The organism is Actinomadura pelletieri DSM 43383, from assembly GCF_003634705.1.
Lineage (GTDB): Bacteria > Actinomycetota > Actinomycetes > Streptosporangiales > Streptosporangiaceae > Spirillospora > Spirillospora pelletieri.
This window is the reverse complement of sequence record NZ_RBWU01000001.1, coordinates 649,554-672,225: the sequence shown is the minus strand read 5'-3', so window position 1 is coordinate 672,225 and position 22,672 is coordinate 649,554. Positions and strand designations below refer to the sequence as shown.

At 69.5% G+C, this 22,672-nt stretch carries 20 protein-coding genes and 1 pseudogene; 14 read left to right on the top strand and 7 right to left on the bottom strand.

Annotated elements, in window-relative coordinates:
* Positions 1 to 368: 368 nt before the first annotated feature.
* On the bottom strand, positions 369 to 1,331 hold the full coding sequence (locus BZB76_RS03035) for an NADP-dependent oxidoreductase (RefSeq protein WP_121432744.1): 963 nt from the start codon (positions 1,329 to 1,331) through the stop codon (positions 369 to 371).
* Positions 1,332 to 1,458: 127 nt separating this feature from the next.
* Here BZB76_RS03035 and BZB76_RS03030 point away from each other — a divergent pair, with 127 nt between their 5' ends.
* The 3 genes from BZB76_RS03030 to BZB76_RS03020 all read left to right on the top strand — a co-directional run bounded on the left by BZB76_RS03030 (position 1,459) and on the right by BZB76_RS03020 (position 3,777).
* Positions 1,459 to 1,878 (top strand): winged helix-turn-helix transcriptional regulator, encoded by a 420-nt coding sequence (locus BZB76_RS03030; protein WP_121432743.1) that lies wholly within the window; start codon positions 1,459 to 1,461, stop codon positions 1,876 to 1,878.
* Between the two features lie 127 nt (positions 1,879 to 2,005).
* The gene (locus tag BZB76_RS03025) at positions 2,006 to 2,845 is read left to right on the top strand and encodes an NUDIX hydrolase (protein ID WP_246006723.1); all 840 of its coding nucleotides are present in this window, start codon (positions 2,006 to 2,008) and stop codon (positions 2,843 to 2,845) included.
* A 128-nt stretch (positions 2,846 to 2,973) separates the two neighbouring features.
* Positions 2,974 to 3,777, top strand: a complete 804-nt coding sequence (locus BZB76_RS03020; protein WP_246006722.1) for an MBL fold metallo-hydrolase — start codon at positions 2,974 to 2,976, stop codon at positions 3,775 to 3,777.
* Positions 3,778 to 3,830: 53 nt separating this feature from the next.
* On the opposite strand, the gene BZB76_RS03015 is transcribed toward BZB76_RS03020, so the two are convergent.
* A complete protein-coding gene (locus BZB76_RS03015) occupies positions 3,831 to 4,517 on the bottom strand; it encodes a Crp/Fnr family transcriptional regulator (protein ID WP_117397539.1) in 687 nt (228 codons plus the stop codon).
* 477 nt (positions 4,518 to 4,994) lie between these two features.
* Here BZB76_RS03015 and nth point away from each other — a divergent pair, with 477 nt between their 5' ends.
* From nth to BZB76_RS03000, 3 genes are all read left to right on the top strand, one after another.
* On the top strand, positions 4,995 to 5,735 hold the full coding sequence (gene nth / locus BZB76_RS03010) for an endonuclease III (RefSeq protein WP_117397540.1): 741 nt from the start codon (positions 4,995 to 4,997) through the stop codon (positions 5,733 to 5,735).
* A 118-nt stretch (positions 5,736 to 5,853) separates the two neighbouring features.
* Entirely contained in the window at positions 5,854 to 6,450 is a 597-nt protein-coding gene (locus tag BZB76_RS03005) for an NUDIX hydrolase (RefSeq protein WP_121433411.1), read from the top strand.
* A gap of 178 nt (positions 6,451 to 6,628) precedes the next feature.
* Complete coding sequence (locus BZB76_RS03000) at positions 6,629 to 7,825, top strand: MarP family serine protease (RefSeq protein ID WP_211342796.1); 1,197 nt, start codon at positions 6,629 to 6,631, stop codon at positions 7,823 to 7,825.
* A 24-nt stretch (positions 7,826 to 7,849) separates the two neighbouring features.
* Here the strand turns inward: BZB76_RS03000 and BZB76_RS02995 are convergent, their stop codons facing one another.
* The 4 genes from BZB76_RS02995 to nhaA form a co-directional block, all read right to left on the bottom strand.
* Complete coding sequence (locus BZB76_RS02995; RefSeq protein ID WP_246006721.1) at positions 7,850 to 8,209, bottom strand: DUF309 domain-containing protein; 360 nt, start codon at positions 8,207 to 8,209, stop codon at positions 7,850 to 7,852.
* Positions 8,210 to 8,334: 125 nt separating this feature from the next.
* Positions 8,335 to 9,258, bottom strand: a complete 924-nt coding sequence (locus BZB76_RS02990; RefSeq protein ID WP_121432740.1) for an alpha/beta fold hydrolase — start codon at positions 9,256 to 9,258, stop codon at positions 8,335 to 8,337.
* Positions 9,259 to 9,267: 9 nt separating this feature from the next.
* On the bottom strand, positions 9,268 to 9,699 hold the full coding sequence (locus BZB76_RS02985) for a phage holin family protein (RefSeq protein WP_121432739.1): 432 nt from the start codon (positions 9,697 to 9,699) through the stop codon (positions 9,268 to 9,270).
* A 15-nt stretch (positions 9,700 to 9,714) separates the two neighbouring features.
* Complete coding sequence (gene nhaA, locus BZB76_RS02980; protein WP_211342795.1) at positions 9,715 to 10,953, bottom strand: Na+/H+ antiporter NhaA; 1,239 nt, start codon at positions 10,951 to 10,953, stop codon at positions 9,715 to 9,717.
* A gap of 149 nt (positions 10,954 to 11,102) precedes the next feature.
* On the opposite strand from nhaA, the gene BZB76_RS34545 reads away from it, so the two are divergent.
* Complete coding sequence (locus tag BZB76_RS34545; RefSeq protein WP_170180434.1) at positions 11,103 to 11,276, top strand: hypothetical protein; 174 nt, start codon at positions 11,103 to 11,105, stop codon at positions 11,274 to 11,276.
* Between the two features lie 204 nt (positions 11,277 to 11,480).
* On the opposite strand, the gene acs is transcribed toward BZB76_RS34545, so the two are convergent.
* Positions 11,481 to 13,448 (bottom strand): acetate--CoA ligase, encoded by a 1,968-nt coding sequence (acs, locus tag BZB76_RS02970; protein ID WP_121432737.1) that lies wholly within the window; start codon positions 13,446 to 13,448, stop codon positions 11,481 to 11,483.
* Between the two features lie 238 nt (positions 13,449 to 13,686).
* Between acs and BZB76_RS02965 the strand changes: the two genes are divergently transcribed.
* From BZB76_RS02965 to BZB76_RS35650, 7 genes and pseudogenes are all read left to right on the top strand, one after another.
* The gene (locus BZB76_RS02965) at positions 13,687 to 14,454 is read left to right on the top strand and encodes a Fic family protein (RefSeq protein WP_121432736.1); all 768 of its coding nucleotides are present in this window, start codon (positions 13,687 to 13,689) and stop codon (positions 14,452 to 14,454) included.
* A 31-nt stretch (positions 14,455 to 14,485) separates the two neighbouring features.
* Positions 14,486 to 15,112, top strand: coding sequence for a pentapeptide repeat-containing protein (locus tag BZB76_RS02960; RefSeq protein WP_121432735.1), 627 nt, complete (start codon positions 14,486 to 14,488; stop codon positions 15,110 to 15,112).
* Between the two features lie 2,052 nt (positions 15,113 to 17,164).
* On the top strand, positions 17,165 to 18,244 hold the full coding sequence (gene ssd, locus BZB76_RS02955) for a septum site-determining protein Ssd (RefSeq protein ID WP_121432734.1): 1,080 nt from the start codon (positions 17,165 to 17,167) through the stop codon (positions 18,242 to 18,244).
* Between the two features lie 660 nt (positions 18,245 to 18,904).
* Positions 18,905 to 20,056: a TadA family conjugal transfer-associated ATPase gene (locus tag BZB76_RS02950; protein WP_121432733.1), complete on the top strand. Its 1,152-nt coding sequence runs from the start codon at positions 18,905 to 18,907 to the stop codon at positions 20,054 to 20,056.
* Positions 20,053 to 20,757, top strand: coding sequence for a type II secretion system F family protein (locus BZB76_RS02945; RefSeq protein ID WP_211342883.1), 705 nt, complete (start codon positions 20,053 to 20,055; stop codon positions 20,755 to 20,757). The genes BZB76_RS02950 and BZB76_RS02945 overlap by 4 nt, the downstream gene beginning before the upstream one ends.
* Before the next feature lie 48 nt (positions 20,758 to 20,805).
* Positions 20,806 to 20,970, top strand: a pseudogene (locus tag BZB76_RS34115) (class I SAM-dependent methyltransferase); the annotation flags it as partial.
* Between the two features lie 1,089 nt (positions 20,971 to 22,059).
* Positions 22,060 to 22,614 (top strand): type II secretion system F family protein, encoded by a 555-nt coding sequence (locus tag BZB76_RS35650; protein WP_246006720.1) that lies wholly within the window; start codon positions 22,060 to 22,062, stop codon positions 22,612 to 22,614.
* Positions 22,615 to 22,672: the final 58 nt, after the last annotated feature.

The window sequence follows — 22,672 nt, the reverse complement described above, 5'->3', positions numbered from 1 at the left end:
TGCTTGGTCGGAACGCTCGGTGGGGACGCCGGGCCGGGGTGCTAGGCCAGAATGTCAAAGCGTTCAAGTCGCCAGGCCAGGGACGCTCGGCCGGATCGCTCGGGCGGGGGCTCGGCTGGCACGCCGGGCTGAGACGCAGGGCGTTCAGAACGCCGAGCCAGGGATGCTTGGTCGGAACGCTCGGTGGGGACGCCGGGCCGAGGTGCTAGGCCAGAATGTCAAAGCGTTCAAGTCGCCAGGCCAGGGACGCTCGGCCGGATCGCTCGGGCGGGGGCTCGGCTGGCACGCCGGGCTGAGACGCAGGGCGTTCAGAACGGCGGGCCAGGGACGTTCAGGCGGGAGGTCGGGTCTGGGTCGGCGGGGCGTGGTCAGGGGATGAGGATGAGGCGGCCGCGGAGGCCGCCCGCCTCCATTCGTGTGTGGGCCTTGGCGGCCTCCGTCAGCGGGAGGGTTTCGGCCACGCGAAGGGTGAGTCGGCCTTCGTCCACCAGGTCGGCGAGGTGGCCGAGTTGCCCGGCGTCGGCGCGGATCCACTGGTTGCGGACGCTGATCCCGCGCAGTGGTGGCGGTGTGGCCCGGGTGCCGCCGACGACCACGAACGTTCCGCCGTTGCGGACGGCGCCTAGCGCGGCGGTGGAGAGCGCGGCGGCGTCCATGGCCCCGTCGACGCCGCCTGGCACGAGATCGCGGACCGCGTCGGTGAGGTGGACGTCCCGCGGTACGAACATCTCCGCGCCGAACCCGCGGACGGCGGCCTCGTCCGCGGCGGCGGCGGACCCGACGACGCGGAGCCCGCGGAGCGCGGCGAGTTCGACGGTGTAGCCGCCGACCGCGCCGGCGGCGCCCGTGACCAGCAGCGTGCTCCGGGGGGGAAGGTCGAGCAGGTTCAGCGCCTGGAGGGCGGTCAGCCCGTTCAGCGGCAGCGTCGAGGCCTCCGCGAGGGAGACCGAACGGGGTGCCCGGACGACGGCGCCCGCGTCGAGGACGATGCTCTCCGCGTAGGTGCCGAGCGGCACGTCGGGCCGGTCCTGGATGCCGATGACGTCGTCTCCGGGGGCGAGCGGCGCCCTGTCACGCCGGACGACGTCAGGGCCGAGTTCGAGCACGGTCCCGGCGACGTCCAGTCCGAGGCCGACCGCCGGTCGCGCGCCGAGGGCGGGCATCACCCCGACGTCCGCCAGTGCGCCCGTGCGGACCGCCACGTCGACCGGGTTGACCGCCGCGGCGGCCACCCGGATCCGCACCTGGCCCGGCCCGGGGACGGGCTCCGGAACCTCGACCTCCTCCAATGCCTCCGGTCCGCCGAAGGCCTTGACGATGATCGCGCGCATGCCGGTACTCCTTGAGCGAAAGTGGTTTCGTGCGGGGAATCCCGCACGAACCACTGTCGGTGGAATTGCGCGGGGCGGGAAGGAGTTACTTCGGAGTGCGTTCGACACCCGGAGGTGAGCCCGCGGTATGGCCACGATGACGGCGGCGCAGCGCCGAGAAAAGGAGAAAGAGGCGTTCGGTGCCTTCATGGAGGCGTGTCCGCTGAATCAGTTCCTGGGCATTGTCGGCAGGCAGTGGACCACGATGGTGCTGACCGAGTTGGCGCGCGGGCCCCGCAGATACGCCGAAGTCAGCCGCGCCATGCCGGGTGTCAGCGCGAAGATGCTCACGCAGACGCTCCGCTCCCTGGAACGGGACGGTTTCGTGGTGCGGACCGTTACCCCCGCTGTGCCGGTTCAGGTGGAGTACGCCCTGACGTCGCTGGGTGAGCGCGTCATCCCGTTGATCCAGTCGATGCTGCATTGGGCGAATAACCACATGAGCGACGTCCATACCGCCCGTGAGCATTACGACGCGCGGTCAACGAAGGCGGCCCCAGATCGGTGACCCTGCCCCGGCAGTCGGGGCCGCTCAGGCAGGTCGGGCGGCACCCGAGCCGTCCGGGCGGGGTTGACGGAATGACGTTCGGTGTGTCCGAATGGGCCGCCAGGGGTGCCGTTTCGGATGGGGTGAAGTGAACGGGCGCAAGTTGCCGGAGTCGTTCCGGGGCCGGGTCGAGGACCTCCGGTCGGGCAGGATCGAGCCCGTTCCCGCACGTCCCGCCGCCACGGTCGCCGTACTTCGCGATCACGAGAGGCATGGGCTCCAGGCCTTCCTGCTGCGCCGCGTCGGGTCCATGGCGTTCGCGCCCGGCATGTACGTGTTCCCCGGCGGCGCGGTCGATCCGCGGGACGGGGAGGCGGACCTCGCGTGGTCCGGTCCGTCGCCGGCCGTGTGGGGCGAGGCGCTCAACGCGGACGAGACGCTCGCCCGCGAACTGGTGTGCGCGGCCGTCCGGGAGACGTTCGAGGAGACGCTGGTGCTGCTCGCCGGGCCGACGGAGCGGACGGTCGTGGCGGATACACGCGGTGAGGGCTGGGAGGCCGACCGCCAGGCGCTGCTGGACCGTTCACAGTCGTTCGGCGGGTTCCTCGACCGGCGCGGCCTTGTCCTTCGTTCGGACCTGCTGCGGCCCTGGGCGCACTGGATCACCCCGAAGATCGAGACGAAGCGCTACGACACCCGGTTCTTCGTCGCCGCGATGCCGGAGGGGCAGCGGGCCAGGGACGTCAGCACGGAGGCGGACCGGGTGGCGTGGGTGCGTCCGGCGGAGGCCGTCGAACGGGCCCTCGACGGCGCGTGGCCGATGTTGCCGCCGACGCTCGCGACGTTGGCCGATCTCGCCGAGTTCGAGACGGTCGCGGACGTGCTCGCCGCGTCCCGTGAGATCGTCGCCCATGAGCCCACCGCCGAGATCATCGACGGCGAGGCGTATCTCGTGCTGCCCGAGTCGGCGGCGCGGCACTACCGATGAGCCGTAGGGACGCGATGTCCAGGGCCGTGCTGCGGTGGCTGGTGGGGACGTCGGCGCTGCGGCGTCTCGAGCGTTTCCGCTGGAACCCGGTCCGTCACCCGGATCGGGCCTCGGGCAGGATGGGTGGCATGTCGGAGATCGACGGGATGGGCACCGAGCGGGCGACGTGCGTGCTCGCCCCGAACCCGTCCGCCATGACCCTGGACGGCACCAACACCTGGATCATCGCCGAGCCCGGCTCGGACGAGGCCGTCGTCGTCGATCCGGGCCCCAAGGACGGCAAGCATCTCAGGCGCGTCCTGGACACGGTCGAGGCGCAGGGACGCCGGGTCGGCCTGGTTCTGCTGACGCACGGCCATCCCGACCATTCGGCCGGGGCCGGGAAGTTCGCGCGGCTCGCGGGCGGTCCGGTGAAGGTGCGGGCGCTCGACCCCCGACACCGGCTCGGCGACGAGGGGCTCGGCGAGGGTGACGTGATCACCACGGGCGGGCTGGAGCTGCGGATCATGGAGACGCCCGGTCACACCGACGATTCGTTGACGTTCTGGCTTCCGGCGGACGGCGCCGTCCTCACCGGCGACACGGTCCTCGGGTACGGGACGACCGTCCTCGAAGGGAGCCTCGGCGACTATCTCGCCTCGCTCGACCGGCTCCGCGCGTTCGCCGCCGATGTCGAGGCCGCCACCATCCTCCCAGGTCACGGGCCGAAGCTGGACGATCCGATCGCCGTCCTCGACCATTACATCGATCATCGCCGTGAGCGTCTCGCCCAGGTGGAGGCGGCCGTCGCCGCGGGTGCGCGCACGGCGCGCGAGGTCGTCGAACGCGTGTACGCGGACGTCGACAGGTCCCTATGGGGGGCGGCCGAGTGGTCCGTCCAAGCGCAACTCGACTATCTGAACGAACGCCGGGGGCCACACGACGCTGTGTGACGCGGGCGCGGCGGTGGCCCGGTGGTCAACCGGTGATCAAACGGGACGGACGGTCACTTGGAGCGCTTGCGGAGGCGCTCGATGTCGAGGATCACGACGGCGCGGGCCTCGATCCGCAGCCAGTTGCGCTGGGCGAAGTCGGCGAGCGCCTTGTTGACCGTCTCGCGGGACGCGCCGACGAGCTGCGCCAGCTCCTCCTGCGTGAGGTCGTGGTGCACGTGCAGACCCGCCTCGGACGGCTGCCCGAACCGTTCCGCCAGGTCGAGAAGCGCCTTGGCGACACGCCCCGGCACGTCGGTGAACACCAGGTCGGCCATGACGTCGTTGGTCTTGCGCAACCGCTGCGCCAGCGCGCGCAGCAACTGGACGGCGACCTCCGGGTGTCCCGTCAACCAGGGCCGCAGGTCGTCGTGGCCGAGCCCGGCCAGGCGGCACTCGGTCACCGCGATGGCGCTGGCGGTACGCGGACGCGGGTCGAACAGCGACAGCTCGCCGAACATCTCGCTCGGCCCGAGCACGCTCAACAGGTTCTCCCGGCCGTCCGGGGCCGTCCTGGTCAGCTTGATCTTCCCTTCGAGGACGACGTAGAGCCGGTCCCCGGTCTCGCCCTCGTTGAAGAGCGTCTGACCGCGGGCGAGCCGTACCTCGGCCACGTTGGCGCGCAGCGCCTTGGCGCCCTGCTCGTCGAGGGCTTCGAAGAGCGGGGCTCTGCTCAGAACGTCCACGTCGCGATCGGTCACGCTTCTTCCTCCTCGAACACCGACATGCCTAGTGTGACGTACGTCCCACCGCGTACGTGAAGGCAGGGTCACGGCGCGCCGAAACGAAAGACCGGGCTTACCGTCCTTCCCGGGGCCGCCGCGGTCCCGTTCGCCCAGTGTACGGACCATTGGGTGAATGCCATCACACCGGTCTCAACACCTGTTACCGGACGTCCCGGGCAAGTATCGGCTGTGCCGTAATCTGATCAGATGTCCGGGATTGCTCCGGGCCCGTGCCCCAGGGGCGAACACGCGCCGTCACGCGGAGTCGAGGGGCCATGTCATGACCGTGGGAGGGTTCGTCCGCCTTCCCTGAAGTGTGGTCATGCTCACGTTGCGTGATATCGGAGTCGAACGGGTCGGGTCCTGACCTTGTGGGTCTCAAGAAGGCCCGGGACGACCCGAGATGGCTCGGGAGAAGCCGGATGGGGCCGGTGAGGCCTTAGGCTGGCCGGTATGGCGACGGAGGCGTCCGCGAGGCCGCGAGCCCGGAAATGGCAGAACGAAACGCGGTTGGGGCTCGTGCGGCGGGCCCGCCGGATCAACCGCATCCTGGCCGAGACGTACCCGGACGCGCACTGCGAGCTGAACTTCGGTACACCGTTCCAGCTTCTCGTCGCGACCGTCCTGTCGGCACAGACCACCGACGTACGCGTGAATCTGACCACGCCCGCCCTGTTCGCCAAGTACCCCACGCCGGAAGACCTGGCCGCCGCCAACCCGGAAGAGGTCGAGGAGATCCTCAAACCCACCGGGTTCTTCCGCGCCAAGACCAAGTCGGTCATGGGACTGTCCGCGGCCCTGCGCGACCGGTTCGACGGTGAGGTTCCAGGGCGGCTCGAAGACCTCGTCACCTTGCCCGGTGTCGGCCGCAAGACGGCGAACGTCGTTCTGGGCAACGCGTTCGACGTCCCCGGAATCACCGTCGACACGCACTTCGGACGTCTGGCCCGACGATTCGCGTGGACGTCTGAAGAAGACCCCGTGAAGGTCGAACAGGAGATCGGAACGCTCATCCCGCGCAAGGACTGGACGATCCTGTCCCACCGGCTGATCTGGCACGGCCGCAGGATCTGCCACGCGCGCCGTCCGGCCTGTGGAGCGTGCCCGGTCGCCCGTCTCTGCCCCTCCTTCGGCGAAGGGCCCACGGACGAGGAGACCGCCCGCAAACTCGTCAAACCCGGACCCTTCTCATGACCCGCGCCTTCGGGCCCGCGGGAAGGAACACGGACGTACCGGAGTTGGGACGGACGTGACCGACATCTCCCCCATCGGCCCTCCCTGGCTGGCCCGATTCCAGGTCGAGGGGCCCCGGATGACGGCGCCGCCGATGGCCGAGCCCGTCCCGGGCGCCCGTCCCGCCGCCGTCCTGATCCTGTTCGGTGAGGGGCCGGACGGTCCCGACATCCTGCTCACCCAGCGGGCCGCCACCCTGAACAAGCACGCCGGGCAGCCCGCGTTCCCCGGTGGCCGCATCGACCCGGGCGACGACGGGCCGGTCGCCGCCGCGCTCCGTGAGGCATGGGAGGAGGCCGGGGTCGAACCGTCCGGCGTGGACGTCCTGTGCATGCTGCCCGAGCTGTACCTGTCGCACAGCGAGCACCGGGTCACGCCCGTCGCCGGCTGGTGGCGCGAACCGTCGGACATCGCACCCGGGCATCCTGGAGAGGTCGAGGCGGTCGCGCGCGTTCCGATCGCCGAGCTGGTCGATCCCAACAACCGGGTGATGGTCCGGCACACGACAGGGCTCAGGTTGGGGCCTGCGTTCCGTGTCCGTGACATGTTCGTGTGGGGGTTCACGGCGGCGCTGCTCACCCGCGTCCTGGACGCCGGAGGGTGGAACCGCCCCTGGAACACCGACCGCATCGAAGAACTCCCGCAGGAGATCCTGAACCTCGCCGCACGCGACTGACGGCCCCCACCGGGTGGTCATATGACCCGCGACGCGTCCGACCGCAGGTCAGACGGCGCCGCTCATCCGGAACGACGACGCGGACGCGAGGACATCACACCGGGCGGCTACCCAACACGGCCCAATCTGGTACATCGAGGGGACGTTAAGCGGCGTCGCGGCACAGTACGGTGAAGCGGTGCTGCACGACCACGTTCTCGATCTCATATTGCTCGTGCTCGTCGTGCTGTTCGGAGTCTCGGGCTACCGGCAGGGCTTCATCGTGAGCCTGCTCAGCTTCGTCGGCTTCGTCGGCGGAGGCGTCGCCGGGGTGCTGATCGCCCCACCGATCGCGGAGGCCGCGGTGGACGGTGCCGCGCAACAGGCACTGCTCGCCATCGTGATCGCGTTCCTGGCCGCCACGCTGGGGCAACTCGTCGCGTCCTCGGTCGGCGCGGTCCTGCGCAACCGGGTGACCGGGATGAGCGCGCGCACGGTGGACGCGGTCGGTGGAACCCTCGTCAGCGCCCTGTCGCTACTGATCGTCGCCTGGTTCTTCGGGAGCCTGGTCGCCAACTCCGAGTTCAAGCCCGTCCGGACGCAGGTCAAGGGCTCCTCGATCATCAACGGCATCGACGACGTGATGCCCACGCAGGCCCAGACCTGGTTCACGTCCTTCCAGGGCTTCGTGAAGAGCAGCGACTTCCCGCAGGTCTTCAACGGGCTCGGCGGCGAGTCGGTGGTGCAGGTGCCGCCGCCGGACGAGTCCGTGCTGAACACGCGGGGACTGCGGGCGGCACGCGCCAGCATCGTGAAGATCGTCAGCACGGCGCCGCAGTGCCAGCGCCGGATCGAGGGCACCGGGTTCGTGTTCGCGCCGAAGCACGTCATGACCAACGCGCATGTCGTCGCCGGGGCGCGCGGCCACTCCAATGTGGCCACCGTGGAGGGCGAGACCGGCCGCGGACGGGTCGTCCTGTACGACCCGAAGCGCGACGTGGCCGTGCTGTACGTGCCGGGGCTCGACGCGCCGCCGCTGAAGTTCGCCGACGAGGCCCGCGTCCGCGACAGCGCGATCATCGCCGGGTTCCCGAAGAACCAGCCGTTCACGCCGGGCGCCGCCCGCATCCGTGCCCGGCAGACGGCGCGTGGTCCGGACATCTACCACTCCGGCCAGGTCACCCGCGAGATCTACGCCATTCGCGGCAAGGTCGAGCCCGGCAACTCGGGCGGCCCGCTGCTGTCCACCGACGGCCGTGTCTACGGCGTGATCTTCGCGGCGGCGTTGGACACCCCGTCCACGGGGTACGCGCTGACCGCCGACGAGGTCGCCCCGGACGTGCGCGCGGGCGCGACCGCCACCGAACCGGTGTCCACCCAGAGGTGCTCCGACTGAGCCGTGTCAGCCGACTGAGTCGTGTCAGCCGCGCGTTAGACGGACCGTGATGGGACCGTCGGCGGGAGCATCGGCAGCTAGTGCGCGTGCACGCCGAACGATCCCCTTGACGTCGACACCGTGCGGAGGAGCGGATTCATATGGGACGAGGCGTTCGGCGGCGCGGCTGAGGAGCGCCTCGGCGCCGCGGGCGTTTCCTCGACGAAGGTGGGTCACCCCTACTGCGACCTGGGCCAGACCCCTCCAGAGTTCCCGTTCAGGCTCTGGAGCGGCCTTCCAGACCGCTTCCAATACCTCGTGCGCGTGGAACGGCCGGTCGGCGTCCAAGAGCCGCTGTGCTTCTGTCAGGGCCTCTTTGGGGGGTATGTCGAGGTCGTCCGGCATTGTTGGTATACCGGTCGTGCCGTGGGGCAGCGGACGCCCGTACGCGTCCCTGGGCCGTGCGTTGCGTGGGCGTCCAGCCTCGTCCCGATCCCGCATGCTTCAAACGTACGTCGGGCGTCCCACAGTCAGTGTTCGGGTTCGGGATCGGAGAGCCAACCGAGGAGCTGGGCGTCGAACGCGTCAGGACGCTCCTGGTGCGGGAAATGACCGGCCCCGTCGATGAGCTTCCAGCGGTAGGGAGCCGAAACGTAACGTCCTGACCCCTGGGCGCTGGCGGGGAGCGTGCACGTGTCCAGCGCACCGTGCAACTGGAGTGTCGGTACCTGGATGGGGGCGCGCATACGGTGCGCGTAGCGAATGCCGTCCGGACGGGCCTGTGACCGGAACAACCAACGGTGGTACTCAAGCGCGCTGTGCGCCGCCCCCGGGATCTGGACGGCCCTCCGGACGAGCCGCTCGGTACGTTCGTCCGGCCACCCCTGGGCCGACCAGTCGTGCAGAAGCTTTCCCACAAGGGCGGCGTCGTCCCGGACGAGGCGCCGTTCGGGCCACAACGGCACCTGGAAGGCGAACGTGTGACGCGCCGCCCACCCCTGCCCGCGCGGGTCACCTGCGAAGGACTGGCGCAGCCGCAGCGGATGCGGGGCGCTCACCACCGCCAGCCGCTGGACGACCTTCAGATGGTAAACGCCCATCGTCCAGGCCAGCAGCCCACCCCAGTCGTGCCCGACCACGATCGCGTTGGCCTCGCCGAGCGCCCGGACGAGCCCGGCGGCGTCCCCGGCCAGCGTGACCAGGTCGTACCCGCGCGGCGGCTTGTCGCTCCCGCCGTATCCGCGCAGGTCCACGGCGGCGGCGCGGAAGCCCGCCGCGGGCAGCGACACGAGCTGGTTGTGCCACGACCACCAGAACTCCGGAAAGCCGTGCAGCATCAGGACGAGCGGCCCCTCACCGGCCTCGACGACATGGAACCGCGTCCCACCGGCACTGACCTGCCGGTGGGTCCATGGCCCTTCGACCTCGACCAGGGACGCGTCGTGCCCCGACATGGCGTCCGGTCACTCCGTCAGTTCGGGGACGTCGGAGTCACCGCCGCGCCGCAGTTTCGCCAGGTCGTCCTTCAGCGTCTTCCGGGTGCGTTTCGCCCCTTCGATCTTCTTGATGAAGCGTTTCGCGACGAGCATCAGCACGAGCGCGAGGATCACGTACACGACCGCGACGGTGAGGAACGCGGCCCATCGCCACAAACCCAGCCCGATCAGCCCGTACGCCAACGAGATCGACAGCAGAATGACGACGATTCCGCCCATCACCGCGGCGATGGTGAACATCACGCTGCTGACGGCGGCCTTCTTGGCGTCGGCCTTGAACTCGACCTTCGCCAGTTCCATCTCCAGCTTGATGGTGTCGGAGACGTCGCTCAACGCCAGCGCGACCAGCTCACCGAGAGACTTGTCCTCGACGCGCTCGTCCGGTACTGCCTCGGACATATCGCTGTTTCTCCTTTAGTCCGGGCGCGCCCGCAGACGCACCCTCCTCCGGAAGACGACGGCCGCGGCCGCCGAGGCGAGAACGCTCGCGATCAGGACCGCAGTCGTCACTCTCTCGAATTGTGACGGGTCGGTATAGGCCAAACCGCCGATCAGCAGCGAAACGGTGAAACCCACCCCGGCGAGCAACGCGACCCCCGCGATCTCATGCCAGTGCAGATCCTCGCCGAGAGTGGCCCATCCCAGCCGCACGGCCGCCCACGCGCCGCCGAAGACCCCTACGAACTTACCGATGACCAGACCGGCGATCACACCGAGGGCCACCCGGTCCTGGAACACGTCCCCCAACTGGGAAACGCCGAGCCCGACGCCCGCCGAGACGAACGCGAAGACCGGTACGCACACGCCCGCCGAGAACGGACGGAGCGCATGGTCGGCGCGTTCCGCGTTCGTGGGTCGTCCGTCCGGGGTCTCCTTCGAGCTGGTGAGCATTCCCAGCGCCACACCCGCGACGGTCGCGTGGACCCCGCTCCGCTGGAGGCAGTACCAGGCGAGAACGGCGAGCAGTACGTAAATCCAGGGGGATCGAACGTTCTTGTACTGCAACAGCCCGTACACGGCGATGAAGACCACTCCGAGGGCGAGCGGCGTCCAGTGCATCTCATCGGTGTAGAACAGCGCGATGATGCTGATGGCGATCAGGTCGTCCACCACGGCGAGCGTCAGCAGGAACGCGCGCAGGGGAGGCGGGCACGCCGTGAACGTCACCGCCAGCACCGCCAGCGCGAACGCGATGTCCGTCGCCGTCGGCACCGCCCAGCCGCGCGCCGCGCCCGTCTCGCCCGCGCTGACCACCAGGAAGATCAGCGCCGGGGCGGCCACTCCGGCGACTGCGGCGAGCACCGGCAACGCCGCGTCCTTCACATGGCGCAGCTCCCCGTGCGTCAGCTCCTCGCGCAGCTCCAGCCCGGCGATGAAGAAGAACACCACGAGCAGGCCGCTGGACGCCCAGTGCTGGACGTCCATATGTCCGAGGTGCAGCCAGTCCGGGCTGATCTCGAATGTTTGGAGACTCTTGTAGGCGTCCGCCCAGGGTGTGTTCGCCCACACGAGCGCCGCGATCGCGGCGAGCAGCATGATCACGCCGCCGATCGTCTCCGTGCGCAACGCCATGGCGACCTGCGTGCCATAGCGAACGGTCGGACGAAACGGCCACGTCGCGGCGACGCGGCGCCGCACAGGAGGGCGCGCCATGGATGAACTCCCGGAAAGGTGACGAACGGTCAGGTCCAGACCCGGCCCGCCATACGCGACGAACCCGGCGTTGCCGACCAGACTTCCCGGCGCACCGTCTCCGACCTTACCTGGACGATCACTGCCGCTTATAGGGCGACACGTCCGGAGTGGGGGATTTCACCAGCCACGTCGCCCCTAAGCTCGCGGTCGTCGAAGCCGCGTCGGTGCAGGCGCTCGACCAAGCCCTCCCCCTCACGCGGCGCGAACCTGACGCCGAAAGGCTCGACGTCGGCGGGCTCGAAGCCGCGCTCGGCCGGGCAGCCCTCGCGGAAGTTCGGTGACTCGGGGTGTTCAGGTACTTGGAGCCGTCGTCCTCGTAGAGCCGCCACGCACCGAACCTGATGACGTCACCGAACAGATCACAGACCGGCCACATCCGTCCTGCGACTGACCGGCTGTGCGGAGGTAACGCGACGGCCCGCGCCCGGTGCGTACCGGGCGCGGGCCGTCCTTGCGGGCCGTCCTTGCGGGTCGTCCTCGCAGGGTCAGTCGTCGGACTTGGCGCTCGGAAGCTTCTCCGAGATCAGGTCCATGACCGTGCTGTCGGCGAGCGTCGTGACGTCGCCGATGCTGCGGTTCTCGGCGACGTCCCGCAGCAGCCGCCGCATGATCTTGCCGGAGCGGGTCTTGGGCAGCTCCGGAACGATCATGATCTGGCGGGGCTTGGCGATCGGGCCGAGCGTCTTGGCGACATGGTCGCGCAGCTCCCGCAGGAACTCCTCGCCCTCCACGTCCCCACCGGCGTCCCCGCGCGGGATGACGAACGCGACGATGGCCTGCCCGGTGACCGGGTCCGTCGCGCCGACCACCGCCGACTCGGCGACCTTCGGGTGGGCGACCAGCGCCGACTCCACCTCCGTCGTGGAGATGTTGTGACCGGACACGAGCATGACGTCGTCGACGCGGCCGAGCAGCCACATGTCGCCGTCCTCGTCCTTCTTCGCGCCGTCACCGGCGAAGTACAGGCCGTCGAAACGGGACCAGTAGGTCTTGACGTACCGGTCGTCGTCACCCCAGATCGTCCGAAGCATGCTCGGCCAGGGTTCCCGGATCACCATGAACCCGCCGCCGCCGTTCGGGACGGACTGGCCCTGGTCGTCCACCACGTCCGCGGCGATACCTGGCAGCGGACGCATCGCCGCGCCCGGCTTGCCCTCCGTCACACCCGGCAGCGGACTGATCATGATGGCGCCGGTCTCCGTCTGCCACCACGTGTCGACCACCGGCGCCTTGTCACCGCCGATGTGCTTCCGGTACCAGACGTACGCCTCCGGGTTGATCGGCTCACCGACCGAACCCAGCACGCGCAGGGACGACAGGTCGTACTGCGCGGGGATGTCGTCGCCCCACTTCATGAACGTGCGGATCGCCGTGGGCGCGGTGTAGAAGATGGACACCTTGTACTTCTGGATGACGTCCCACCAACGTCCCTTGTTGGGGGTGTCGGGCGTCCCCTCGTAGATGACGCTGGTCGCGCCGTTGGCGAGCGGCCCGTACACGATGTAGGAGTGGCCCGTGACCCAGCCGATGTCGGCCGAACACCAGTAGACGTCCGTCTCCGGCTTCAGGTCGAACACCGCGTAGTGCGTGTACGCGCACTGGGTCAGGTAGCCGCCCGTGGTGTGCAGGATGCCCTTCGGCTTACCCGTAGTACCGGACGTGTACAGAATGTACAGCGGGTGCTCGGAGTCCATGGGTTCGGCCGTGTGCTGGTCACTCTGCCGGTCGACGACGTCGCTCCACCACAGATCACGGTCGTTCTCGGTCACCGGCTCACCCGTGCGACGGACGACGATCACATGCTCGATCGTCGGCGTCTGCGCGACGGCCTCGTCGACGATGCTCTTCAGAGCGGACGGCTTACCGCGCCGGAAACCGCCGTCGGCGGTGATCACGAGCTTGGCCTGCGCGTCGTCGATCCGGGTCCGGAGCGCCTCGGCCGAGAACCCGCCGAACACGACCGAGTGGGTCGCGCCGATACGGGCACACGCCAGCATCGAGATCGGCAGCTCCGGAATCATCGGCAGGTAGATCGCGACCCGGTCGCCCTTGCGGACCCCCAGCTCCAGCAGGGCGTTGGCCGCCTTGTTCACCTCACGCTGGAGGTCGGCGTAGGTGAGGGTACGGGAGTCGCCCGGCTCACCCTCCCAGTGGTACGCGACCTTGTCCCCGCGTCCCGCCTCGACATGACGGTCGACACAGTTGTAGGCGACGTTCAGTTCGCCACCCACGAACCACTTGGCGAAGGGGGGGTTGCTCCAGTCGAGGACGTCGTCCCAACGTTTCGACCAGGACAGTCGGTCCGCCTGTTCCGCCCAGAACCCCAGGCTGTCCTCGGACGCTCGCTCGTACGCCTCGGCCTTGACATTGGCCGACGCGGCGAGTTCTGCGGGCGGGGGGAAGCGGCGCGTCTCCTGCAGCAGGTTCGACAGTGTCTCTTGGCTCTGGCTCAACGCGAATACTCCTTGGTAGCTGAAGCGGGGGTCGCCCGGTATCCCCACTTCACCAGGAAGGTCCGCTGTCCCACAAGGCCGCGGTACCGGAAGTCGACCTGCGGAGACGACGGTCGATGGTGTCGTGTGGCGCCCGACACAGCAGACCTTCCCGATATCCGGTCAGGGAATCGCTTCCGTTTTACGCGTCCGCGCACCCTCTCGTCCATGCCGGCGACCCACCACGTAGGGTCGGCCCGTGACCGATGCCCTCGCCGATGTGGCGAACCTGCGCGATGTGCCCGGCGCCGTCGACGACGCGCGTGCCGCCGTGGATCGACTTCTCGGGCATCGAGTTCTGCGTCGGCGGAGCGCCGAGGTGTCCACCGAGTCCGCGTTGCGGGGTGCGCGGGCCTCGGCCGTCCTCGAAGGAGCCTCTGTCACGCTGGACGAACTGCGCTCCACGGAACACCCGTCCGACCCGATCGTCCAAGGGTCTCTGCGAGTATCGGCCGAACTGGGGAACCTGACCGAGACATGGCGCAAGGCGCCCAGGCAGGCCCTCGCCCGGCTCCACGTCCTCGCGGCGGCGGACGCGGTCGACAGCACAGCCCTTGGACGTCCGCGCAACCGGAACCTGGACGAGGCCCCTCCCCCGTCCGAGGTGGCCGCTCGTCTCGATCTGCTCAGCACGCTGCTGACCGCACCGACGAGAGCACCCGCCCTAGTAGTGGCGGCCGTCGTACACGGCGAACTGCTGACCCTGCGACCCTTCGGTTGGGGGGACGGGCTCGTCGCACGGGCCGCACAGCGGCTCACGCTCATCGCCCGTGGACTCGACCCCAAATCGTTGGTCGCCCCAGAAGTAGGACACCTGGAACTCTCCGAGGAGTACGCCGAAGCGCTCCGCGCCTACGCGTCCGGTACTTCAGAGGGCGTCGCCCAATGGATCGGCCACTGCTCCGCCGCGGTGGCCGCGGCGGCCAGGGACTCGCAGGCCATCTGCGAGGCGTTCATGCGCGGCTGAAACCGTCAGTGGTCTCTTGCATGCTGTGCGGATGGCCGAACGCATGCACGGACGCCCAGCCTCGCCCACCGAGACCACCATCGCTTCGGCGAACTGGGATTCGCGTGACCTGACGGGTGAAGAGCACGAGAACGTCCTGTTCGTGGACGTGGACATGACCGAGGCCAGCGGAGTCGGCGCCGTCTTCACCGACTGCACGTTCCGCGGTGTTCGGTTCAACGCGTCCACCCACACCGACGCGGCGTTCGTGAACTGCACCTTCGTGCGCTGCGGCTTCTTCGACGCCACCTTCACCGGATGCAAGCTCGTCGGCAGCATGTTCGACGGCTGCACATACGACCTGTTGAAGGTGAAGGGCGGCGACTGGTCGTTCACCGGCCTGCCCGGAGCCGACCTCCGCCGCGCGTCGTTCACGGACGTCCGCATGCGCGAAACGGACCTCACCGGCGCACGTTGCGCGGGCGCCGAGTTCCACGACGTCGACCTGTCCGGCTCCATGCTCCACCGGGCCGACTTCTCCGGCTGCGACCTGCGCGGAAGCGACATCTCGTCCCTGGACCCGCACACCACCGAACTGAAGCGCACGGTGATCGACACGTATCAGGCGGTCGTCCTGGCGGCGGCGCTGGGCCTTGACGTCCGCGACCGGGCCTCCTGAACAAGCGAACGGCGTCCCACGGCCGGGACGCCGTCGCCGAGCACGTCAAACCGGGTTACCAAGCGTGCACCTCATATCCGTCGGACCGGGTCAAGCCCGTCTCGACGCGCCTCCCGCGGCTGGTCGCGCGTGGGTGCCCGGCTGCCGTGCGCGGACACATGGTCCGTATGACCTGTCTACGCCTCATTTGCCCAGTTGACAAGCCCTTGTTCGGAAAACTCGTCCACCCGCCGAGTGCCACCCCGACAGCGGTACCGGCGGCCCCCGGTGTGGAACACACTATTCCGGACTAACCGGAACTACCTGACGCTTCCGGAATTGATCACTCACTGTGATCGTTTCCATTGGAAAGGGGCGATCTGACGGTGTGGCCGGAAAGATCTTTAGTTCTCCTGTACGCTCCCACTCCTGTTCTGATGTACTCCATGTGCTGGGGATCGGAGTTGCCCCGTCGAGGGCGGGACGGCGCCGCAGGCGCCGACTCGCCGCGTGTCGAAGGGATCGTCCCAACCAGATGAGAAAAATCGACACCTGCCGGGCGAGTTTGCGCCTCGACGGACCTATCAACGATCGGGCAGCATATGTTGTATCTGCCTAGACTGGAGGCAGTGAGTTTGCCTCTCCTTAGGGCAGACTTGTGTTCGGTATACCGAGCCCCCTGAGACTTTCTTGGGAAAGCGGCCCGGCTCTACCCCCCCGGAGCCGGACCGCCCGGCGACCCCCGCTCTCCCCCCCGGCGGGGGTCGCCCAGTCTTCACCGGCCGGGCGGTGGCGCACCAGCGCCACCGCCCGTCCCACATACAGCGACCACATCGCCCTAAGAGCAGCCCGCTCACCCAGCCCCCCACAGGTCGCCGCCCCCGGGTCCACCCTCCTGAACGCCCACGCCGCCCCCACAAACGACGGCGAACCCCCACGCCCCTCAACCAGCCGACAACGCCAACACCGCTCCCGACTCCTCCCCATGCGCTCGACATCCGGCCCCCACTCCAACCAAAGACCCGGCACTGAGCCCCCGCCACACCTCAGCTGAGACCCACCCCCTCAGCAACGCCGCCACCACCAACACCACCCCTCCTCGACCTCCGCATCCCTAACGACCCCGCCGCGCGGCCCCGCTGCGCCCTGTCGCCGTCTTCCCGCGCTGCAGAACACTGCTGAGCACGGCCTGCGGGCGGACGGCGTCCAGCAACTCCGCGCCGTGGACTTTGCAGCGGCCAAGACCACCCCGCCACCCTCCAGACTGAGACGCGAACCCATCCCCGCACCCCCGGCGCCAAGGTCAACACCACGCTTCCTCTGCCCCCGCATCCCTTCAATGACCCGCCGCGTGGACTCGCTGCGACCTGTCGGCGTCGTCCCTGCGCCGGAGAACTCGGCTGTGCATGGCGTTTCTGGAGCGGTTGCCGGGCGAACGGTGTCCAGCAACTCCGCGCCGTGGACTCTGCAGCGGCCAAGACCACCCCGCCACACTCCAGACTGAGACGCGAACCCACTTTGCAACAGGCCGCCGGCGTTATCACCACGCTTCCTCTGCTCCCGCATCCCTTCAATGACCCGCCGCGTGGACTCGCTGCGACCTGTCGGCGTCGTCCCTGCGCCGTAGAACTCGGCTGTGCATGGCGTTTCTGGAGCGGTTGCCGGGCGGACGGTGTCCAGCAACTCCGCGCCGTGGACTTTGCAGCGGCCAAGACCACTCCGTCACACTCCAGGCTGAGACGCGAACCCATCCCCGTACCACCGGCGCCAAGGTCAACAGCACGCTCTCTCTGCTCCTCGCGTCCCTCAACGACCCGCCCCGCTCCTGCTCCCAGCGTCCGAGCAGGACAGCGGCCCGCTCGCTCGATCAGTGCGGCAGCGCCTGGACGTGCCCTACACGCCTAACGACTGTCCCCGACCCGCGACCCGGGCCAACGGAGGCACAGGCTCGCCGTGCCCTGATCCGCACGTCACACGCCGCCGGGGCGAAGTTATCCACAGTTCGCCGAAGGCCTTCAGGGCCGACGCCAAGGGCCGCAAGGTGGAGGTCTCCGAACGTCGAAGGAGCATCCGATGAACCTCGCGGCACTGATCGTCACCGGCGACTCCGCGCTCGCCGACGGCCTGCTCCGTCTGGCGGCCGCCGCCGACGCCCACGCGGAGGTCGCCTACGACGCCGATGAGGCCAGAGCCGCCTGGACGTGGCCCGCCCTCATCCTCGTCGGCGCCGACGTGGCCGAGGACATGGCGTCCGCCGACCTCCAACGCCGACCAGGCGTCGTGCTGGTCACCCCGTCAGCGGCCACGCCTGACACATTCCGCCTCGCGGTGGAGGTCGGTGCGCAGGACGTCGCGACCCTTCCCGACCACGAAGACTGGCTGATCAACGCTTTCGCCACCGCCAGCGAACCCGAAAGCGGGTGGGCTACCACCCTCTGCGTCGTCGGATCCCGAGGCGGCGCGGGCGCCAGCGTCCTCGCGACCGCGCTCGGCCTCGCCGCCGCCGGGCAGGGCCTGCGCACACTCCTCGTGGACGCCGACCCCTTCGGCGGTGGCGTCGACCTCATGCTCGGCCTTGAGAAGCACGAGGGCGTCCGCTGGCCCGACCTGGCCGAGCGGCGGGGACGGCTCAACACCGCCACCCTGCGCGAGTCGCTGCCGCGTTCCGGCGACCTGTCGGTCCTGTCGTGGCTGCGAGGCGAGCCCGTCCCCGTCTCCTATGAGGCGGCCCGGTCGCTCTTCGACGCCGCGATACGTGGCTTCGACCTGGTCGTCGTGGACGTCCCCCGCTACCCCGACGACCTCGGCCGCGCCGCCCTGCGCTCCGCCGACACGACGTTCCTGCTCGTCCCGGCCGAGGTCCGCGCGACCATCGCCGCCGACGGCCTGGCCACCGCCCTCCGCCGCCACACGACCGACCTGCGCCTCGTCGTCCAGGGCCCGGCCCCGGGCGGGCTCACACCCGACGCGGTCGTGCACGCGCTAGACCTCCCGTCCGCAGGCGCGTTCGAACGCGACCGCCGCCTCCCCGCCGCCATCGACGAGGGCGACCTCGAGCGGGCCTGCCGCCGAGGCCCCCTCACCGAGTTCTGCACCGGCGTCCTCGCCGACCTAGCCCTCCAGCCGTACGCGTACCGCGAAGAGGCCGCCTAATGCCCACCGAACAGCGGACCCGCCCCCAACGCGGCGCAAACGACCCATGGACCTGGCTCACGAACCACCTCGCAGCAAGCACCCACATCCCAACTCCGGCGCTCCCCGTCAGCACCGGCATCTCACCGACCCGCCCTCCGACCCGCCTTCCGACCGGTCCGCCTACCGAGAAGAGGCCGTCAAACAGGCACGGAGGTCCTGGTCACCGGTCTCCCAGCCTTTCCCGTGCAACGCACGCAGCGCATGGATCTGGCTCGCGAACTTCCTCGCACCAAGCTTCACATCGCGGCTCCGGCGGTCTTCATTTACACCGGTGTCCTCGCCGACCTTTCCTCCAGCCGTACACGCACCGCAAGGCCGTCAACAGGCACAGACGTCCTGGTCACCGGGCCTCCAGGCGACCCAGCACGGCGCGCATAAGGCCCATGGATGTGGCCCGCGAGACACCTCGCAGAGGGCATTCAGATCCCGGCTCTGGAGTGCCGCGAACGCGCACCGGACAGAGCGAGGGCGGCTTCCGCTTCCGGGATCTCAGGGGGCGTTCGTGCGGACGCGGCGGCCCAGTCGCACGCCGAAGGCTTTCAGGCGTCCCCGTTTCGGGGGTTCGGGTGCGAAGTCTCGGCGCAGCGGTGTCCGGCCAATTCTGGAAGGGGAAATCGTATGACCAGGTTGTCTGATGCCGTGCGCGATCGGCTCGCGGGCACCGGCGGCGAACCGACCACGGGCCAGGTCGCCGCGGCGCTTCGGGCGGAGGAGCGGTTGCTCGGCGACCGCGAGGTGCTGACGCTCGCCGACGAGTTACGAGCCGAGTTCGTCGGCGCCGGTCCACTGGAGCCGCTTCTGCGCTCTCCGGATGTCACCGATGTTCTCGTCAACGGCCCGGACGAGATCTGGGTCGACACGGGCTCTGGCCTTGTCCGCACATCCTTGAACTTTCCGGACGAGCAGTCCGTCCGCCGCCTGGCTCAACGCCTGACCGCCGCAGCGGGACGCCGCCTCGACGACGCCTCCCCGTACGCCGACGCCCGGCTCCCCGGCGGGGTGCGCCTGCACGCCGTACTCCCGCCGGTCGCCGCCACCGGCACGTGTCTTTCCCTGCGCCTTCCGCGCCGCCGCGCCTTCACGTTGGACGAGTTGGTCGCGGCGCGCACCGTCCCACCCGAGGGCGCCGAACTGCTCGCCGCCCTGATCCGATCCCGGGCCGCGTTCTTGATCACCGGTGGCACGGGAAGCGGCAAGACTACCCTCCTGAGCTGTGTCCTTTCGCTGGTCGACCCCGGCGAACGGCTGGTCCTGGTCGAGGACTCCGCTGAACTGCGCCCCTCCCATCCGCACGTGGTCCGCCTGGAGTCACGTCCGCCCAACATGGAGGGCGCCGGGGGCGTCACCTTGAACGACCTGGTACGCCAAGCACTCCGCATGCGCCCAGATCGTCTCGTCGTAGGTGAGTGCAGGGGCTCCGAAGTCGTAGTCCTCCTCCAAGCGCTGAATACGGGACATGAGGGTGGCTGCGGAACACTCCACGCGAACACGGCGGCGGACGTACCGGCTCGGCTCGAAGCGCTGGCCTGCGCGGCGGGTCTGTCCAGGGAGGCCGTCCATAGCCAACTGGCCGCCGCCCTGGACATCGTCGTCCACCTGGTGCGCGACCCGGGTGGAGGCCAGCGGCGAGTCGCCGAGGTATGCCTCCTTCGCCGGGGGCCCGATGGCCTGGTCGGCGTCGTCCCCGCGGTGTCGTTCACAGCATCGGGCGAGATCCGTTTCGATTCCGGCGCCGAGGCCCTGTCCGCCAGACTGGAAGGAGCAACGTGATCACCACGCTCGCGGCCCTCTGCGCGGCAGCCGCAGTGTGGACGTTCCTGGCTCCACCCACCGCCGTCCACCGCCTTAACCGTCTCGCCTTCCCTCCACCCGGCAACCCGTTCGGCCTCCTCCTCGCTGTTAGGGCCAGAACAACAGCACTGCGTGAACGCCGGGCCCTCCCCCGACTTCGACGCACGTCCGTCATCGAACTCTGCGACGCGATGGCCGCCGAACTCGCCGCGGGCCGCACCCCTGACGAGGCGTTCACAGCGGCCACAACCACCCTGGATCCGCGAATTTCCAAGGAACTGCTGAGCATCCCCCGTCCACCTCCCGACCACCTGGCAGACCTCGCGGTCCGCCCAGGCGCCGAGGGGCTGCGTCTACTGGCGGCATGCTGGCGCGTGGGAGCCGAACGCGGCGGAACCCTCGCCACCGTGCTGGACGGTCTGGCCACGGCCCTCCGGGATGAGGAGGCCCAACGCCAGGACGTATCCGTCCAACTCGCCGGTCCCCGCGCGACAGCCCGCCTCCTCGCCGCACTCCCGGTCCTGGGCCTGGCCATGGCCGCAGCCCTGGGCGCGCACCCCTTGCCCTTCCTCTTCGGAACACTCCCAGGCATGGCATGCCTGCTCACAGGCACGACCCTCAACCTGACCGGCCTCTACTGGACCCGCCGCCTAGCCAAGTCCGCCGAGTCCCCCCACTAGAAACACCCACCCAATCCGTTCGCCACTAAGCCCCGGCAAGCCCTACAGATCGCCTCGCACGGTTGCCCCGCGCCACCCGCCCGACCAACACATCCGAGCCACGCCCTCCCCTTCCCCTCCGACACCTTCGACGCCTGCGTCACCTACAACGGCCTCCACTGCCTGACCGACCCACCCGCCGCCATCGCCGAAATGGCCCGCGTCCTCCGCCCGGGCGGCACCCTCCGCGACACGACCATCGTCCGCGGCACCTTCCGCGACCGCGTCATCCGCCACATGCAGCGCCGCGGCCTCTTCGGCCCGTCCGGCACCGCACCAAACCGTGGACGAGCTACCGCCCTCCAACTCCAAACAGACCAAACGAGAAAGCGACCAATACACACCGCCCCGCCCCCGTGCCCCGCCCGCGCCAGCGTGGCTCCCCCTCGACCGTGCGGCGGTCCAGAAGTCGTCCATGTCCCACCAAGTCCGCCGCTTCTCCTCGAGGAGACGGGGTCGGTACCCCGTTGCCGAGCGGTGACCTGCGAGGTGCGTAAATCCCGGCGGCTTGCAGCGACTCCACCCGCACCTGCGCGTCACCGCCGTTCCCTGGTTCCACACGAGGCGGGGCCAGCATGTAGGCGATCGCTTGCGCCGGACGCCCCAGAGACCGGTCGATATCGCGCGTCCGCTGCTGCCCGCGTCCCGTCCGCCCGCCGGGCTGGTGCCGGCGCTGTCGCGTGGAGGGCTGGAGTGTCGAGGGCGACTCCTTCTGACCTCAGGACTTCGACGAGCAGGAGAGATATGACGATTCTGTTGGCCGTGCTCTGCGCGGCGGCTGCGGGCTTCGTTCTTCCCGCATGGCCGACCACTGCCACGCGGCGACTCGCAGCCCAACTCCCGTGTCCATCCCGGCGTCATGGAGCCCCGGGATCCCACCCCATCAAGCATCAAAACGACCCGTCCACACGCGCAGGCCACAACCTCCAGGCCGCCCCCGTCGCCCGGACCAGGAATGACTATCGGGGCTGGCCGACCTTCTCCCCCCGCGTCTCTGATGGGCGAGGAAGGACGTTTCCCGCGCTAGTCGGCGGCCGGGAAGGTGAGAGCCTCTCGCTCCCTACTCCTAGTGACCAGGTACAAGAGGTAGACCACACAGCGAGTGGTTCCTGGGACCGGGGGCGCGGCAGGGCTTATGTGTGGCGCCAAGCCGCGGACGAGCAGACCCCGAGCCGTGCAGACGAGCCGTCGTCGGGCGGACGTCCTGGCCATCGTGATGTTCTTCTCCGGCGCGCGGCAGCGGCCGTTGCTGGGATTGTGTGCGTGGTGACGCTCGGCGGGCCGTTCGGCGCCGTGATCGGAGTTCTGGCCGCGGTCGGCGTCTGGTATTCGTTCGGTCGCCTCGGGGTTGCGGAAAGGAGACGCAGGCGGGCGCGCCTCGTCGCTGACCTGCCCGTGGCCGTCGATCTGTTGGCGGCTTGTCTGCGTGGTGGCGCTCCCTGGCAGGAGGCGGTGGACGCGGTCGCGGATGCGGTGGGTGGCCCGCTCGGCGACGAGTTGCACGCCGTTTCCGTCCAGATCCGGCTCGGAGCGGATCCTGCCGACGCCTGGCGTGCGCTCGCGAAGGAACCAGCGCTTGCTTCCCTGGCCCGGACGGCCGGGCGCGCGGCGTCCACCGGTGCGTCGCTGGCGCCGTCCCTGAGCCGGCTCGCACGAGACCAGCGGCGGGTGGCTCGCACGGCCGCTGCCGCCAGAGCTCGAGCAGCGGGCATCCGCGCGCTCGCCCCACTGGGCCTGTGCTTCCTGCCCGCCTTCGTACTGCTCGGCGTCGTCCCGGCCATCGCCGGGATCGCCTCAACGATCCTCCTCCCCGAGTGAGTTATCCACAGGTCGACGTTCATGCGTCCGCCGGGGCCTTGCCGAAGCAAGCTGAGGA